Raw genomic sequence first — 16,173 nt, 5'->3', positions numbered from 1 at the left:
AATAAAAAGGGTTAAGAAATTAAATCTTAACCCTTTTTGTACTTAGTACTTTACACTTTGTACTTCGAATTATCCTAAAAACGGATATTTATAATCTTCTGGTGTTACGAAAGTTTCTTTAATAGTTCTAACAGAAGCCCAACGTAATAAGTTTTGAGATGAACCTGCCTTATCGTTTGTTCCAGAACCTCTTGCGCCTCCAAATGGTTGCATTCCTACAACAGCACCTGTTGGTTTATCGTTGATGTAGAAGTTTCCTGCCGCATTTTGTAACGCAACGGTTGCTTCTTCCACCGCATAACGACATTGGCTAAATACCGCACCTGTTAAAGCGTATTCTGAAGTTTCGTCAACTAATTTTAACGTTTCAGACCATCTGGCATCTTCGTAAATATAAATCGTAACTACTGGTCCGAATAATTCGGTACACATGGTATTGTATTTTGGATTTGTAGTTAAGATAACCGTTGGTTCAATGAAATATCCTTTTGATTTATCATAATTTCCACCCATGATTATTTCCGCATCGCTATCGTTTTTAGCTTGGTCAATATAACGTGCTAATTTATCGAATGAAGCTTCTGAAATAACTGCTGTAATGAAATTACTCATATCTTCTGGAGAACCCATTTTCATCGATTTCAAATCTGCTTCTAATTTAGCTTGAACGGCAGGCCATAAACTTTGTGGTACATAAACACGAGATGCAGCACTACATTTTTGCCCTTGGAATTCAAAAGCACCACGAGCAATTCCTACTGCAACTTGTGCTGGATTTGCTGATGGATGTGCAATGATGAAATCTTTTCCACCTGTTTCTCCAACGATTCTTGGATACGTTTTGTAAGTAGCGATGTTGTTTCCGATAGTTTTCCAAATGTCATTGAAAACGCCAGTTGATCCTGTAAAGTGAACTCCAGCTAAATGTGGACTAGATAAAACTACGTCAGAAACCATTCCAGAATCACCCATTACCATGTTGATAACGCCATCTGGTAAACCTGCTTCTTTGAAAACTTGCATGATTACATTAGCAGAATATACTTGTGTTGCAGCTGGTTTCCAAACCACAACATTTCCCATTAAAGCTGCACTTGAAGGTAAATTTCCTGCAATAGCGGTAAAATTGAAAGGTGTAATTGCATATACAAAACCTTCTAATGGTCTGTATTCAACACGGTTCCACATGTCTGATGTTGATGCTGGTTGGTCTGCATATATTTTAGTCATGAATTCAACGTTATAACGTAAGAAATCAATCAACTCACAAGCCGAATCAATTTCTGCTTGGTGAATCGTTTTTGATTGTGCAATCATAGTTGCTGCATTGATTTTAGCACGGTATGGACCTGCTAATAATTCAGCTGCTTTTAAGAAAATTCCAGCTCTGTTTTCCCAAGCCATAGCTGCCCATTTTTTGCGAGCTTCTAATGCTTCGGTAATTGCTTTTTCAACTAAAGCTCTATCTGCTTGATGATAAAACCCTACGATATGTTGGTGATCGTGTGGAGCTGACATTTTTTTGGTATCGCCCGTTTTAATTTCTTCGCTACCAATATATAAAGGAACTTCTACTTGAGAATTCCACATTTTTGTATATGTTGCTGCAACGGCTGCTCTTTCGGGAGAACCTGGTGCGTACGATTTTACGGGTTCGTTAACCGCTTTTGGGACATTAAAAAATCCTTTTAACATGGTTTTGAATTTTAGCTTCGCTCAGTTTGGACAAAGTCCTTGAGCGAAAATTAGACAATTTTGTGTGTTGATTTACTGGTTTTTCGTAAACGAATACAAAAATACAAAGTATATTTTGAATAATCGATAACAAAAGTTACTTAGCTGAAATGAAAGTTAATTAATAGCAAAAGGAGCACTTAGCTTGAAAGTAGGGATAATTACTCTAAAGCTTCTAGTTGAGGTAAAGTTTACCATATTGAAATATCCTTTCATAGCGCCAATAGGAGAAGAAAGTAAGCATCCAGAAGAATAAGTATAGCTTTCACCTGGCTTGATAACTGGTTTTTTTCCAATTACGCCTTCGCCATCTACTACTTCAACATTGTTTAATGCATCGTAAATTTCCCAATGACGTGTGGTTAATTGTACCGAATCTTTACTTTGATTTTCAATAGTAACATGATACGCAAAGGCAAAGTGAATCTTATAGTTTTTGAAGTAAGTTCCTTCAAAACTAGTTAAAACTGAAATCTTTATGCCTTTTGTAATTTGACTTACCATATATTAAAATAGAATTATTCCTATTAGCATCATTATTAAAGCGCAAATGCTTAAGAATAAAAAGAATAACGGATTCAAAATTAAGAATTTTAAAACAGTTATCCAACGGCTTTGTTGATAAAAATTTCTTAAAGATTTGTAGAAATAAATTGGGAATAAAAATGCAAATGAAATTCCAGCGATGAAGTTAGATAACGATTCACTTATAAAACTTATTAAATTGAAAATCATCATACATAAAAATATGAAGGTAAAAAATGTATAAGCAAAGACCAAATGTTCAGTGTAATTAATTTTTCTTGAATAAAAAACCAACCAAAACATAAGTGTTAGTATAGGTAAAGAAAGAAAAATAAAAAACGGAAGTTTTTGATAAAAGTAATCGAAAAGTTCTTCATAGATATTGTTGGATTTAAAAAGCTTTGCTTTATTACACATTGTGTTGTAGGTAAAGTTGTTTTCAAATCCTAGCTCTTTTAATATTTGATCATCTGATTTTTCCGGATATTTTAAGTGGAAATTTCTTAGCGAAGTTATGTAATAGACTAAAGGGTCTAAATTCCGATTGATATTTTTGTCGATAAAATCTTTGGTGTAGATTGAGTCTTTGCTGTATTCAATTTTGTTTTTTAAAAGATTGTCTTTTATTGTTACGTTAGTATTTAATAATTTTAGAGCTGCACTGTCTTTTTTTATTTCTTCTTTAAATTGTTCTTTTGCTAATTCTTCTTTTGCGGTGTCAGAAACAGGTAACTTATCTCCTTCTGTTAAATTAAAAGTAATAAATAGAATTATCGAAACACTCAAAAACAAACGAAACGGATTGGCATAGGTATGTCTTTTACCTTCGTTAAATTCACGAGCTAAAGCGCCTGGTTTTGTAAAAATCGAAATTATAGAATTGCGTAATCTAGAATCGTAAGCGTAAAAGTTGGCAAAAAACTCTTCAATGAAATCTTTTATCGTTAACTTTTTTGTGGAATTTAATTGACCGCAATGATGACAATATTTTTCGCTTATATCTAACGATGTTTCACAGTTGATACACTGAGTTCCTCTGTATTTTATGTCTTTTCTACTCATTCTTAATTTCGGATAACTTCACTATTTGTGTTTGCAATTCCAATTACTCTGTCGTATCGGTCGTTATTGCCTCTGTAATATACAATTGCGGTATAGTTGTTTTCTGTTTGAAAGAAATTACCGTCAACAGCATTTTCATAATCTACTTTTCCTGATTTATCCGTAATAACGTATTGGTAATTGGTAAATCCTTGCTTCAACAAAATAGCTTTTTCGTATAAACCAGAATTTTTATCGAATTCTAATTTATATTCATCAGTTAAAGCGTAATTGTTAAACATGCCAACCACATAAATATTTTTGTCTAATAAATTAGGCGTGTTTAAAGCAAAGTAAACCCAAGAGTAATCAGCTTCTATTTGTGAATTTGCGGTATTTGCATTCTGAATAAAAAAGTTGCCATTAATATCAGGAAAATAGGTATAAGGCTGATTTTTTCGTGGCGTATTTACATACAAATAGGTGTTGTAAATGTTTTCTCCCGAAGTTACTTTTGCAACAGTGTTGTTGGTTCCTCTAATAATTTTGTTATCAATACTATAGGTTTCGTTTCCTCCCCAAAATTGTGTTTCCTTATTGTATCGGTAAATTAATTCTGAACCTAGAGTGTATTGTGGTTTAATGTTAGAAATACTGGTTTTCCAATTTCCATTTTGAAAAAGAGTAACTTTTACATTCTGAATAGGATTTTGTAAAATTCTATCACCATAATTTATTGTCATTTCGATGTTTTGCTTTCCGTCTAAACTATCAAAATCTCTTGCTCTTCTAACTAAAAGACCCACAGCAACTTGTTCTTCGTAAATGATAACCCTACGGGAAAATACGGTTTCGTTTTCATCATTTAAAACAGTAATCATATAATTTCCGCTTTTCGTAATTTGATTGAATCTATTAGGAAAAACTTGTTTGTAATGCGAATACAATTGTAAAGTATTGAATGAATTTTCATAAGTAATGATACGTTGGTTATCCATTCCATTCAAGTATTCTACTTTTCCTAAATCAGATGGTGCAGACCAATCGTAATTGTATTGCGTAATGGTGTAGTAATAATCAGCTTCATCTCCGTATAAATCATCAAAACTCAATTCAAAAGTTTCACCAAGTTTAAAAAACGGGATAACATTATTTCCATTTACACGAAATGAAATGGTTTTAATGTTAAATGAAGGTTCTTGTTCAATTCCTGCTTGTGAGAAAATAAATTGAAAAAAGAAAAAAGAAATTATGAGTGCAATTTTGTTCATTTTAATCCTATAAAGACGTAAAAATAGTAAAACTTTAGGTACAAACGTAATTCCTTTTAATTTATTAGTAATTTCTAATTTAGAATAATTATAAATAAATCAAATCTCCGTCTTTATTTTTGGTAAGGTGCTATGTATTTGATTAAATTTGCACGTTTTATAGTAAATTTTTTAACAATCATATCTTCAAAAATATGTCAAAAGACATTCGAATTAAAAAAGGTTTAGACCTTAAGTTGAAGGGTGAAGCAGCTCACAAGATAGCTGATGCCACTCGCTCGAAAGTCTATGCTGTTAAACCTTCTGACTTCCACGGAGTAACTCCAAAGATGGTAGTAAAAGAAGGAGATAACGTTAAAGCGGGAGAAGTAATTTTCTATTCTAAATCAGATGAGAAAGTTAAGTTTGTTGCTCCTGTAAGCGGAAAAATTCAAGAAATCAAACGTGGTGAAAAAAGAGTCATTTTAGAGATTCTTATTGCTGCTGATTCTCAAGATGTTTTCGTTGAGCATAGCAAGAAAAATCCTAACGATTTATCAACAGAAGAAGTAAAAGCACATTTGTTAGCTTCAGGTTGTTGGCCATTTATCAATCAACGTCCATATGATGTGATTGCTAATTCAGCTGATGCACCTAAAGCTATTTTTATTTCAGCTTATGCAACTGCTCCTTTGGCGGCAGATGTTGAGTTTGTTTTAGAAAGCAAATTAGAAGCTTTCCAAGTTGGTATTGATGCTTTAGCTAAATTGACAACTGGGAAAGTTCATTTGTCTGTAAAAGGAAAAGGAAAATCAATTTTCAAAGATGTTAAGGGAGTTTCTATTCACAATGTATACGGACCACATCCTGCTGGAAATGTTGGTGTTCAAATTGGAAAAATTTCGCCTATTAATGCAGGTGAAAGAGTTTGGACGGTAACGCCTCAAGATGTTGCAACAATTGGTGAATTATTTTTAACTGGAAAATTCAATGCTACAAGAACTGTGGCTTTAGTAGGTTCTGAAGTTAAAGATGCTCAATACTACAATGTAATTTCTGGTGCTGCTATTGCCGATTTAGTTGCTGGTAAAGTTGAAGGAGATAACGTAAGAGTTATTTCTGGAGACGTTTTAACTGGTACTAAAGTAAAAATGGATGGGAATTTAGGTTTCTTAAGCAATACAGTAACTGTTATTCCTGAAGGAAATGTTTACAGAATGTTTGGATGGATGCCATTCGCTTCGCCAAGTGTTCACAGTGCATCAAGAACAGGTTTATCATGGTTAATGCCAGGTAAAAAATATGCACCTAACACCAATTTGAACGGTGAAGAAAGAGCTTTAGTTGTAACAGGAGAAATGGAAGCAGTTATGCCTCTTGATATTTTTCCAATGCAATTATTAAAAGCTTGTTTGGCAAGTGATATCGATAAAATGGAAAGCTTAGGAATTTACGAAGTAGCTCCAGAAGATTTTGCTTTAATTGATTATACTAACACATCTAAATTAGAAGCGCAACAAATCATTCGTGAAGCTCTTGATTTAATGATTAAAGAAGTAGGATAATAGCTATGAAGTTTTTAAGAGATAAAATAGACCAAATTAAAAAGCCTTTTGAGAAAGGGCAAAAATTTGAAAAATATGCACCAGCAATTAATGCATTAGATACATTTTTATATGTGCCTAATCATACTACAAAGCATGGAGCTCATATTAGAGATGCTGTAGATTTAAAGAGAACTATGATTACTGTGGTTTTAGCTTTAGTTCCAGCATTATTATTCGGAATTTATAATGCAGGTTACCAACACTTTATTCAATTGAACGATGGTGTTTTACCTTCATTTATGGATATTTTTTTACACGGATTGTGGAAAGTGTTACCAATGATTATTGTATCGTATGCAGTAGGATTAGGTATTGAATTTGCTTTTGCAATATTTAGAGGTCACGAAGTTAACGAAGGATATTTAGTGTCTGGTTTGTTAATTCCAATGGTTATGCCAGTTGACTTACCTTTATGGATGTTAGCTATTTCAGTTGCTTTTGCAGTTGTAATTGGTAAAGAAGCTTTTGGTGGAACTGGAATGAATATTTTCAACCCAGCTTTATTAGCGCGTGCTTTCGCATTCTTTGCTTATCCTACATTCATGTCGGGAGATAAAATTTGGGTTAGTGAGGCAAGTACTACTGATGCAATTTCAGGTGAAACTATTTTAGGTTCATTAGCACAAGGAAAAGAAGTCGCTTATTCTACAATGGATATGTTCTTAGGATTTATTCCAGGTTCAATTGGAGAAACCTCGGTTTTAGCTATTTTAATTGGTGCATTCATATTGATTGCAACAGGAGTTGGTAGTTGGAAAATTATGGTTTCTGGAGTAATTGGAGCAGCATTAACAGCAATGATGTTCAACGCTGTTGGTTTAACTGCTTTAATGAACTTTGATTGGACAAATCATTTAGTAGTTGGAGGTTTTGCTTTTGGTATTGTATTCATGGCAACTGATCCAGTTTCTGCAGCACAAACCGATAAAGGAAAAATTATCTACGGTTTATTAATAGGATTCTTTAGTATTATGATTAGAGTTTTCAATCCAGCTTACCCAGAAGGAGTAATGTTAGCTATCTTATTAATGAACACTTTAGCGCCAACTATCGATTATTTCGTAGTAAATGGAAACATTTCTAAGAGAAAGAAAAGATTGGCTAAGTCTAAACAATTAAAATCTGCATAGTCATGAATAGAGAAAGTAACGGATATACGTTTTTGTTTGCGACTGTAATGGTAGTGTTAGTAGCTTCTGCTTTGGCATTTGCTGCAACTGCACTTAAGCCAGACCAAGACGCAAACATTAAGAAAGAGAAAATGCAGTACATTCTAAAATCGTTTGGAGTAGCTGTAGATAGAGATGCTTCTGAGGAAGCATACAAAAAACACATCATTAGTGAGGTGGTTTTTGACGAGAACGGAGCAGAAATCAGTAAAGATGCTTTTACGGTTGATATCGCTAAAGAAAAAGGGAAATTCCCAATTTTTAACGCTGAAAAAGATGGTAAAAAATTCTATGTTATTCCTGTAAGAGGAATGGGATTATGGGATGCTATCTGGGGTTATGTTTCGGTTGACGAAAATTTAAAAGTAGACGGTATTGTATTTGATCACAAAGCAGAAACTCCTGGTTTAGGAGGTGAAATTACTCAAGATTATTTCCAAAAAAGTTTTATTGGAGAGAGTGTTTTTGACGCTAACGGAAACTTACAAGGTTTAAAAGTAGTTAAAGGATATACAGGAAAAGACAACAAAGCTGATGGTGAAGTTGATGCAATTTCTGGTGCAACTTTAACAGGTAATGGTGTAACCGAAATGTTAGTTAGAGGTTTAAAACCATATGAAAAATATCTAAAATCTAATAAAAAATAATCGTCATGGCAGATAACAATAAAGAAGGATTATTTTCAAAAAGTAATATTAAATTAATTACGAATCCATTTAATGACGATAACCCAGTAACAGTTCAGGTATTAGGTATTTGTTCAGCTTTAGCGGTAACAGTTCAAATGAAAAATGCCTTTGTAATGGCACTTTCAGTAACTGCGGTAGTAGCTTTTGGTAACGTAATTGTATCATTATTAAGAAATTTAATTCCAAGTAGAATCCGTATCATTGTTCAGTTGGTTGTAGCAGCAGCTTTAGTAATCTTGGTTGACCAAGTTTTAAAAGCGTATGCTTATGATATCAGTAAACAACTATCAGTATTTGTAGGATTAATTATTACCAACTGTATCTTGATGGGACGTTTTGAAGCATTTGCTTTAGGAAACAAACCATGGCCTTCTTTCTTAGATGGTTTAGGAAACGGTTTAGGGTATGGAATCATTTTAATGGTTGTAGCATTTTTTAGAGAATTATTTGGTTCAGGAAAATTATTCGGAATAGAAATTCTTGGAAACTCTGTTGAAAAAACAGGTTTGTATGCTACAGGATATGTTAATAACGGATTCATGTTATTAGCTCCAATGGCCTTAGTTATGGTAGGTATCGTAATTTGGGTACAAAGAGGAATTAACAAGAAATTAATCGAGAAAAAATAATAGCTATGTTTGAATATATCAATATATTTTTAAAATCAGTTTTCATTGATAACATGATTTTTGCATACTTCTTAGGAATGTGTTCATTTTTGGCCGTTTCTAAAAAAGTATCAACAGCTATAGGTCTTGGAATTGCAGTAACCTTTGTACAAGTAATTACGGTTCCATTAAACTATTTAATTTATCACTATGTTTTAGGTGCTGGTGCATTAGCTTGGTTAGATCCATCATTTGCAGAATTAGATTTAAGCTTTTTAACTTTCATTTTATTTATCGCTTCTGTAGCAACAATGGTACAGTTGGTTGAAATGATTGTTGAGAAATTTTCACCTTCATTATATAACTCATTGGGTATTTTCTTACCACTTATTGCGGTAAACTGTGCTATCTTGGGAGGTTCATTATTCATGCAACAAAGAGTTGATGGTGGAACTTATTCTTCATTAGGACATGTAGTAACTTTCGGATTTGCTTCTGGATTTGGTTGGACAATTGCAATTGTTGCAATGGCAGCTATCCGTGAAAAAATGGAATATTCGAATGTATTAGCACCGCTAAGAGGTTTAGGGATTACTTTTATCTTAACAGGTTTAATGGCTATTGGATTTATGAGTTTTGGTGGAATTGACCTTAACGCATTAAACAAAAAACCAGAAGCAAAAGTAGTAACTCCAGCTCCAGCTGTTGTTGAAACTCCTGTAGTTGATTCAGTTCAAGTAGCTGTAGATTCTGTAAAAGTAGATTCAACTCAAGTAGTTAAATAATAGTATAACATTAAAAATTGAACTCATGTTTAGTATAACAGAATTAATTACATATTCAATTTTAGCTTTCTTAGTGCTTATTTTACTAATGGTGTTTATGCTATTATACGCTAAATCAAAGTTAGTAAACTCGGGTGCAGTAAAGATTAAAATTAACGGTGAAAACGAAATTGAAGTAAGCGGAGGTAGTACACTTCTAACTACTTTAGGAAATAATAAAATCTTTTTACCATCAGCTTGTGGTGGTGGAGGTTCTTGTTTACAATGTAAATGTAAAGTATTAGATGGTGGTGGTGAACCATTACCAACAGAAATACCTAACTTTTCACGTAAAGAATTAGCAGACGGATGGCGTTTAGGATGTCAAGTTAAAGTAAAACAAGACATGGTAATTGAAGTGCCAGAAGAAATTTTTGGTATCAAAAAATTCGAAGCAAAAGTATATTCTAACTACAACGTAGCTTCTTTTATTAAAGAATTTATTGTTGAGTTACCTGATGATATGCATTACGAAGCAGGTGGATATATCCAAATTGAAATCCCTAAATGTGAAGTAAAATTCTCAGATATGGATATTATGGCGCACCCAGAAGAACATCCTGGTGATCCTGAAAAATTTAAAGCTGAGTGGGATAAGTTTAAATTATGGCCATTAGTTATGAAAAATGACGAATTGGTTGAAAGAGCTTACTCTATGGCTTCTTACCCTGCAGAAGGAAGAAAAATTATGTTGAACGTTCGTATTGCAACGCCTCCTTTTGATAGAGCTACAAACGATTGGATGAAAGTTAACCCAGGTATTGCTTCTTCATACGTTTTCTCAAGAAAAGCAGGTGACCCAGTAGTAGTTTCAGGACCTTACGGAGAATTCTTCATCAACGAATCAGAAGCAGAAATGTTGTATGTAGGTGGTGGAGCTGGTATGGCACCAATGCGTTCACACTTATATCACTTATTCCGTACAGTTAAGACTGGAAGAAAAGTTACGTATTGGTACGGAGGACGTTCTAAACGTGAATTGTTCTACACAGACCATTTCAGAGCGTTAGAGAAAGATTTCCCAAACTTTAAATTCTATTTGGCTTTATCTGAACCACAACCAGAAGATAACTGGAAAGTTAAAGAAGGAATCGACGGAGAAGGTGACGGATTCGTTGGATTTATTCACAATGTGGTAATTGATAATTATTTATCAAAACACGATAATCCAGAAGATATTGAATTGTATTTCTGTGGACCACCAATGATGAACAAAGCAGTTCAAAAAATGGGTGAAGACTTCGGTTTAGATCCAGAAAACATTAGATTTGACGACTTTGGAGGTTAATCCAAATTTTAAATACCAAAACCGATTCAGAAATGAGTCGGTTTTTTATTTGATTGAAATTGTTTATTTTTGAAATTAGTTAATTCAATTCCATTGCTAAAAATGAAAGATTTTTTAATAAAAAATAGTCTTACAATTATTGGTTTTTCATTAATATTTGGACTAATTATTCATGGTTATACAGGATATTTAGATAGGAAAAAATATTTTGATGAAGGTGAAACATTATATACAGTTGGAGAAGTAGTTAATTATAATTATGAAAACAAAAGCACTAATGTGTATTTTACATTTATGTACAAAGGTGTAGATTACAGTGATATTTCTTATGCAAGTGATGCTGCTAAAAATTCTGTTTATCGTAAACACATATCTAATGTTGACAAAATGAAAAATCTTGTAATTGGTAAAAAGTTTTTTGTAAAATTTAGTGTTGAAAAACCTAAATATGCTGAAATCTATTTTAATCTTCTAGTTCATGAAGAGTTTCAATACGAAGAAGGTCAAACTTGGAAAAAGCCTCTTAAAAGAGCAGTTGCAAAAGAAGATATTTATGGTAATTATAGATAAAATTAATTTTAAAATATATTATGCTCAACGTTAAAAGTAAAAATAAATTTAAAGGGATTGGTCTTTTAATTTTTATTGTTTTTTTGTTTTATATAGCAGGATTTTATTACAATAAACATAATGCTTGTAAATTAATTAATAATCTACATTTTGCAACAGCAATACCAATAGAAATAAATAAGACTAAAGGGATGAAAAGTTTAAAATGTAAGATATATTATGATGATAAAATTGAAATAATTGAATCGACATATTTTAATGAAGAACCATTATTAGGTAATAAATATTTTATAGCTTTTAATAAAAGAGACTTTGATTCTTTTATTGTATTTACAAAATGTCCCGTCCCTGAAAATATTAAAGAAAATAATAATGGTTGGTCAAAATTACCTATTATAGAATATCAATATATAGTTGAAGATTATTTTAATAAAATGACTAATCAAGGTGTTTATAAATATTTTCCATCTTGAAATTGAAAAAGTTATGTTTTAAATACCAAAACCGATTCAGAAATGAGTCGGTTTTTTTATGCTTTCAAATAGAATAACTACCTTTGCATCATGGAACCATTATCACTACAAGACTTACATCGTTTGGCCATGAATCACGTGGGAAAAGAACTCGAAAAACAAGGATTTGAGTTCATTGCCATTAACAGCCAATTGAAAAAACATCCTCAATTTGTTTGTGTAGATAAACCTACAAATACCTTGCATTTTGTAATGGTACAAGCCGTTACGTATCCTGATAATCCTGCCGATTACGATGTTTTGTTTATGGAAACCTTCATTAATCACGCAAAAGGTAAAAAAGCTAAAGTGTTGTATGCTGGAGTTGGTTTTGCTAACGCAGAAGATTTCGAAAAGCCTGTTTTTAAAAATCAAGATTATATTTTAAATTATGAAGGAATTAAAGAGATTTTATAGTTTTCTAGTTGTTGTAGTTTTATTTATTTCATGTGATAAAACTACAGATTTTCACACCATTCAAGGCGAAGCGCAAGGGAGTACGTATTCCATCAAATATATTTCAAACGAAGAAAAAGTAACTAAAAATCAAATCGATTCGTTGCTAACAGCTTTCGATTTATCACTTTCTACGTATCGACCAGATTCTAAAATTTCAAAGATAAATGCTGGGGATTCAGCTGTTGTAGTAGATGATTTTTTTACAGAAACGTTTCAACTTTCAAATCAAATTTATAAAGAAACAAAAGGTTTGTTTGATCCAACAATTGGTATTTTAGTAAACGCTTACGGCTTTGGCCCGAATAAAAAGCAAGAAAATCTGTCTCAAAAACAAATCGATAGTTTGTTGCAATTTGTTGGTTTTGATAAAATTGCTTTAAACGCTAACAAAACCATTTCAAAAAAATACAACCAAACATTCATCGATTTTAATGCGATTGCGCAAGGTTATTCGGTTGATGTGGTCGTAAATTATTTAAAATCGAAAGGGATTGAAAATGCCATTGTTGAAATTGGCGGTGAATTATTCGCTTTAGGAAAAAACACGATTGAAAATAAGAATTGGGTAGTAGGAATTGACGACCCATTACAAAAACCTGAAGAACGTACTTTAATTGCCAAAGTCAATCTAGAAAACTTAGGAATGGCAACTTCAGGTAATTATCGTAAAGTAATGATTGACGAAGTTACAGGGAATAAATTCGTACACATCATTAATCCAAAAACAGGATTGGCACAAAAAAACAATGTATTAAGCGCTACAGTTTTATCTAAATCTTCGGCTATTTCTGATGGTTATGCAACTGCTTTTATGTTAATGAGTTTAGAGGAAAGTAAAGCATTCTTACAAAAACATCCAGAGTTGTATGTGATGCTTTTGTACTCGGATTTAGACAATAAAATGCAGCAATTTACTACAGATAATTTCAATTCTTTGATTGTAGACTAATTCCAAATAAGAAAACAATTGTTAAAACTTGTATAATAAACTTTTGATTTTGTAGTTATAAAGATAATTTTATCCAAACAAAATCAAATTTTATGAAGAAATTTCAATTTTCCATTTCTTTATTGCTTTTGGCTCCAGCGTTTCTTTTTGCGCAGGACTTTAAGCTAGAAGATCCCATTCCGACTGACCCAAATGTAAAAATCGGAAAACTTTCAAACGGATTAACTTATTACATCCGTAAAAATGCAAAACCAGAAGATAAGGTAGATTTACGCTTAGTTGTTAATGCAGGTTCTATTCAAGAAACGGATGAGCAACAAGGATTAGCACACTTTATGGAGCACATGTGTTTCAATGGAACAAAGCGATTTCCTAAAAATGAATTGGTAAATTACCTTCAAAGTATCGGAGTTAAATTCGGGCAACACTTAAATGCTTACACGAGTTTTGATGAAACGGTTTACTTTTTACCAATTCCTTCAGATGATAAAGAAAAAGTAGAAAAAGGGTTTCAAATAATTGAAGATTGGGCGTTCAATACCACTTTAACCCCAGAAGAAATTGATAAAGAAAGAGGAGTTGTTTTAGAAGAATATCGTTTAGGTTTAGGCGCCGATAAAAGAATGATGGGGCGTTTTATGCCTAAAATGATGTACAATTCGTTATACGCAAAACGTCTTCCTATTGGTCAAAAAGAAATTTTAGAAAACTTTACATACGATAAATTAACTAGTTTTTATAAAGACTGGTATCGTCCTAATTTAATGGCAGTAATTGTTGTTGGAGATATCGATGTTGCCGAAATGGAGCAAAAAATTATCGCTCATTTTGGAAAATATAAAAATCCGAAGAAGCAAAAAGAAAGAAAAACGTATGATGTTCCTAATCATAAAGAAACTTTTGTTTCTGTAGAATCGGATAAAGAAGCTGCCTTTTCTCAAGTTCAATTGTTATATAAAGATTATGAAAAACCAAAAGATGTAGTTACTCTTGCAGATTTTAAAGACTATCTTGCTAAAGGGCTTTTTTCTACCATGTTAAATAACAGATTAGAAGAGTTACAAAACAGTCCAAATCCTCCTTTTAACTTTGGTTATACTTACCATGGTGGTACTTTTGCAAGAACAAAAGAAGCTTTTCAGTCTTTTGCTATGGTGGCGCAAGACAAACAATTAGAAGCTTTAAAAGTCTTAGTAAAAGAGAATGAAAGAGTGAAACAATTTGGATTTACGCAAGGCGAATTAGATAGAGCAAAAGCCGAATTCTTATCGCAAATCGAAAGACAATATAACGAGAGAGAAAAGAATGAATCTGAAAATTACGTTTCAGAATATCAGGCAAATTTCCTTGAAAAAGAACCAATACCTAGTATAGAATGGACATTTGATGTGTTCAAAAAAATGTTACCTTTAGTAAGTGTTGAAGATACAAACGGATTAATTTCTAAATATTTAAAAGAAGACAACCGAGTTGTAATCTTAACAGGTCCAGAAAAAGATGGATTGGTAAAACCAACGGAACAAGAAGTTTTAAATTCATTAACTGTAAATAAAAATGAATTAACAGCTTACACGGAAACGAAAGTATCTGAAAGTTTATTGAGAAATCCGGTTAAAGAAGGAAGTGTAGTTTCAAAAGAAAGCAATCCGAAATTAGGAACAACTACTTTAAAACTTTCAAATGGAGCAACTGTAGTTTACAAAAAGACCGATTTTAAAAACGATCAAGTAATGTTTGAAGCAATCAGTTTTGGAGGTTCAAATTTATTTTCAAATGATGAAATGGCAAAAGTGTCATTAGCAATGGGTGGTTTATCTGAAGCAGGTTTTTCAGGAATGTCTAAAAATGATATCAATAAATTCATGACTGGAAAAATCGCAAGAGTAAATCCTTATGTTGGTGGAGTTTATGAAGGATTAAATGGTTCTTCTACTCCAAAAGATTTAGAGTATTTATTCCAAATGACATACGCTTATTTCACTGATTTGAATTTAGATAAAGATGCTTTTGCTGGTTTTATTTCAAAACAAAAAGGTTTTATGTCGAATATGATGTCGCAACCTGGTACATATTTTTCGAATGAATTTTATACGTATTTGAACAAAGAAAATCCAAGATATAAAGGTTTTCCAAAAGAAGAAGATTTTGATAAAGCGGATTATGAATTAGCTTATAAAAAATACAAAGAGCGTTTTGCAAATGCAGCTGATTTTAATTTTTACTTTGTTGGGAATTTTGATGAAGCTCAATTGGAAGCTTTTGCAGCGAAATATATTGCTTCATTGCCTTCAGACAAGAATACTAAAGAAAGTGCGAAAGATTTAGGATACAGAATGCTTAATGGTTCACACAAAAAAGTGGTAAATAAAGGTAAAGATCCAAAAAGTACTGTGAATATTATGATTTATGGAGATACAAAATACGATGCTAAAGAAGCATTTGCTTTCAAAGCATTAGGTGAAGTATTAACAATTAAATTAGTAGAAGAATTAAGAGAAAATGAAAGTGGTGTATATGGAGTAGGTGCAAGAGGAAGTATGAATAAAGTGCCTTACGGAAGTTATAATTTCTCAATTTCTTTCCCTTGTGGACCTGAAAATGCTGAAAAACTTACAGAATCTGCATTAAGAGAATTAAACAAAATGATTACTAACGGTCCAGAACAAAAAGATTTGGATAAATTTAAAGAAGCTTCAAGATTAGAGTACAAAGAAAGCTTGAAAGATAACAGATACTGGATGGCAGTTTTAAAACGTCAATATACAGATGGAGTTAATCCTGAAGAAGTATTTGAATTTGAAGCTAAATTGAATGCTTTGACCGTTAAAGAACTTCAAGATGTTGCTAAGAAATATTTAGCTAAAGATAAAGTAATTGGTATGCTAATGCCAGAAGAATAAAAATAGTCATTAAATAAAAATCCCGCAATTGTAATGATTGCGGGATTT

At 32.2% G+C, this 16,173-nt stretch carries 15 protein-coding genes; 11 read left to right on the top strand and 4 right to left on the bottom strand.

The genetic code is table 11. From position 1 onward, the window contains the following. Positions 1 to 69: 69 nt before the first annotated feature. The 4 genes from pruA to B2741_RS04415 form a co-directional block, all read right to left on the bottom strand. On the bottom strand, positions 70 to 1,695 hold the full coding sequence (gene pruA, locus B2741_RS04430) for an L-glutamate gamma-semialdehyde dehydrogenase (protein WP_291135810.1): 1,626 nt from the start codon (positions 1,693 to 1,695) through the stop codon (positions 70 to 72). 156 nt (positions 1,696 to 1,851) lie between these two features. After that, positions 1,852 to 2,238, bottom strand: coding sequence for a Co2+/Mg2+ efflux protein ApaG (gene apaG / locus B2741_RS04425; RefSeq protein ID WP_291135808.1), 387 nt, complete (start codon positions 2,236 to 2,238; stop codon positions 1,852 to 1,854). Between the two features lie 3 nt (positions 2,239 to 2,241). Then, positions 2,242 to 3,321 carry a DUF3667 domain-containing protein gene (locus B2741_RS04420; RefSeq protein ID WP_291135806.1) on the bottom strand — a complete coding sequence of 360 codons (1,080 nt, stop codon included), beginning with the start codon at positions 3,319 to 3,321 and terminating at the stop codon, positions 2,242 to 2,244. A gap of 2 nt (positions 3,322 to 3,323) precedes the next feature. Continuing rightward, positions 3,324 to 4,571 carry a type IX secretion system plug protein domain-containing protein gene (locus B2741_RS04415; protein ID WP_291135804.1) on the bottom strand — a complete coding sequence of 416 codons (1,248 nt, stop codon included), beginning with the start codon at positions 4,569 to 4,571 and terminating at the stop codon, positions 3,324 to 3,326. A gap of 194 nt (positions 4,572 to 4,765) precedes the next feature. Between B2741_RS04415 and B2741_RS04410 the strand changes: the two genes are divergently transcribed. The 11 genes from B2741_RS04410 (at position 4,766) to B2741_RS04360 (ending at position 16,125) form a co-directional block, all read left to right on the top strand. Then, positions 4,766 to 6,115 (top strand): Na(+)-translocating NADH-quinone reductase subunit A, encoded by a 1,350-nt coding sequence (locus B2741_RS04410; RefSeq protein ID WP_291135802.1) that lies wholly within the window; start codon positions 4,766 to 4,768, stop codon positions 6,113 to 6,115. 5 nt (positions 6,116 to 6,120) lie between these two features. Continuing rightward, a complete protein-coding gene (locus B2741_RS04405; RefSeq protein ID WP_291135800.1) occupies positions 6,121 to 7,287 on the top strand; it encodes an NADH:ubiquinone reductase (Na(+)-transporting) subunit B in 1,167 nt (388 codons plus the stop codon). Between the two features lie 2 nt (positions 7,288 to 7,289). Beyond that, positions 7,290 to 7,973, top strand: a complete 684-nt coding sequence (gene nqrC, locus B2741_RS04400; protein WP_291135798.1) for an NADH:ubiquinone reductase (Na(+)-transporting) subunit C — start codon at positions 7,290 to 7,292, stop codon at positions 7,971 to 7,973. A gap of 5 nt (positions 7,974 to 7,978) precedes the next feature. Then, on the top strand, positions 7,979 to 8,644 hold the full coding sequence (locus tag B2741_RS04395; RefSeq protein WP_290819526.1) for an NADH:ubiquinone reductase (Na(+)-transporting) subunit D: 666 nt from the start codon (positions 7,979 to 7,981) through the stop codon (positions 8,642 to 8,644). Between the two features lie 5 nt (positions 8,645 to 8,649). Next, positions 8,650 to 9,408 carry an NADH:ubiquinone reductase (Na(+)-transporting) subunit E gene (gene nqrE, locus B2741_RS04390; protein WP_291135796.1) on the top strand — a complete coding sequence of 253 codons (759 nt, stop codon included), beginning with the start codon at positions 8,650 to 8,652 and terminating at the stop codon, positions 9,406 to 9,408. A gap of 25 nt (positions 9,409 to 9,433) precedes the next feature. Beyond that, a complete protein-coding gene (nqrF, locus tag B2741_RS04385; RefSeq protein ID WP_291135794.1) occupies positions 9,434 to 10,735 on the top strand; it encodes an NADH:ubiquinone reductase (Na(+)-transporting) subunit F in 1,302 nt (433 codons plus the stop codon). 102 nt (positions 10,736 to 10,837) lie between these two features. After that, entirely contained in the window at positions 10,838 to 11,305 is a 468-nt protein-coding gene (locus B2741_RS04380; protein WP_291135792.1) for a hypothetical protein, read from the top strand. Positions 11,306 to 11,325: 20 nt separating this feature from the next. Then, positions 11,326 to 11,778, top strand: a complete 453-nt coding sequence (locus B2741_RS04375; RefSeq protein ID WP_291135790.1) for a hypothetical protein — start codon at positions 11,326 to 11,328, stop codon at positions 11,776 to 11,778. 90 nt (positions 11,779 to 11,868) lie between these two features. After that, positions 11,869 to 12,234 (top strand): Na(+)-translocating NADH-quinone reductase subunit F, encoded by a 366-nt coding sequence (locus B2741_RS04370; protein ID WP_349680391.1) that lies wholly within the window; start codon positions 11,869 to 11,871, stop codon positions 12,232 to 12,234. Beyond that, a complete protein-coding gene (locus tag B2741_RS04365; RefSeq protein ID WP_291135788.1) occupies positions 12,209 to 13,225 on the top strand; it encodes an FAD:protein FMN transferase in 1,017 nt (338 codons plus the stop codon). Before B2741_RS04370 ends, B2741_RS04365 begins: the two co-directional genes overlap by 26 nt. Positions 13,226 to 13,317: 92 nt before the next feature. After that, complete coding sequence (locus tag B2741_RS04360; protein WP_291135786.1) at positions 13,318 to 16,125, top strand: M16 family metallopeptidase; 2,808 nt, start codon at positions 13,318 to 13,320, stop codon at positions 16,123 to 16,125. The last annotated feature ends 48 nt before the right edge of the window (positions 16,126 to 16,173 follow it).

This window comes from Flavobacterium sp. UBA7663 (assembly GCF_002483315.1).
GTDB lineage: Bacteria > Bacteroidota > Bacteroidia > Flavobacteriales > Flavobacteriaceae > Flavobacterium.
This window is presented reverse-complemented; position numbering and strand designations above follow the sequence as displayed.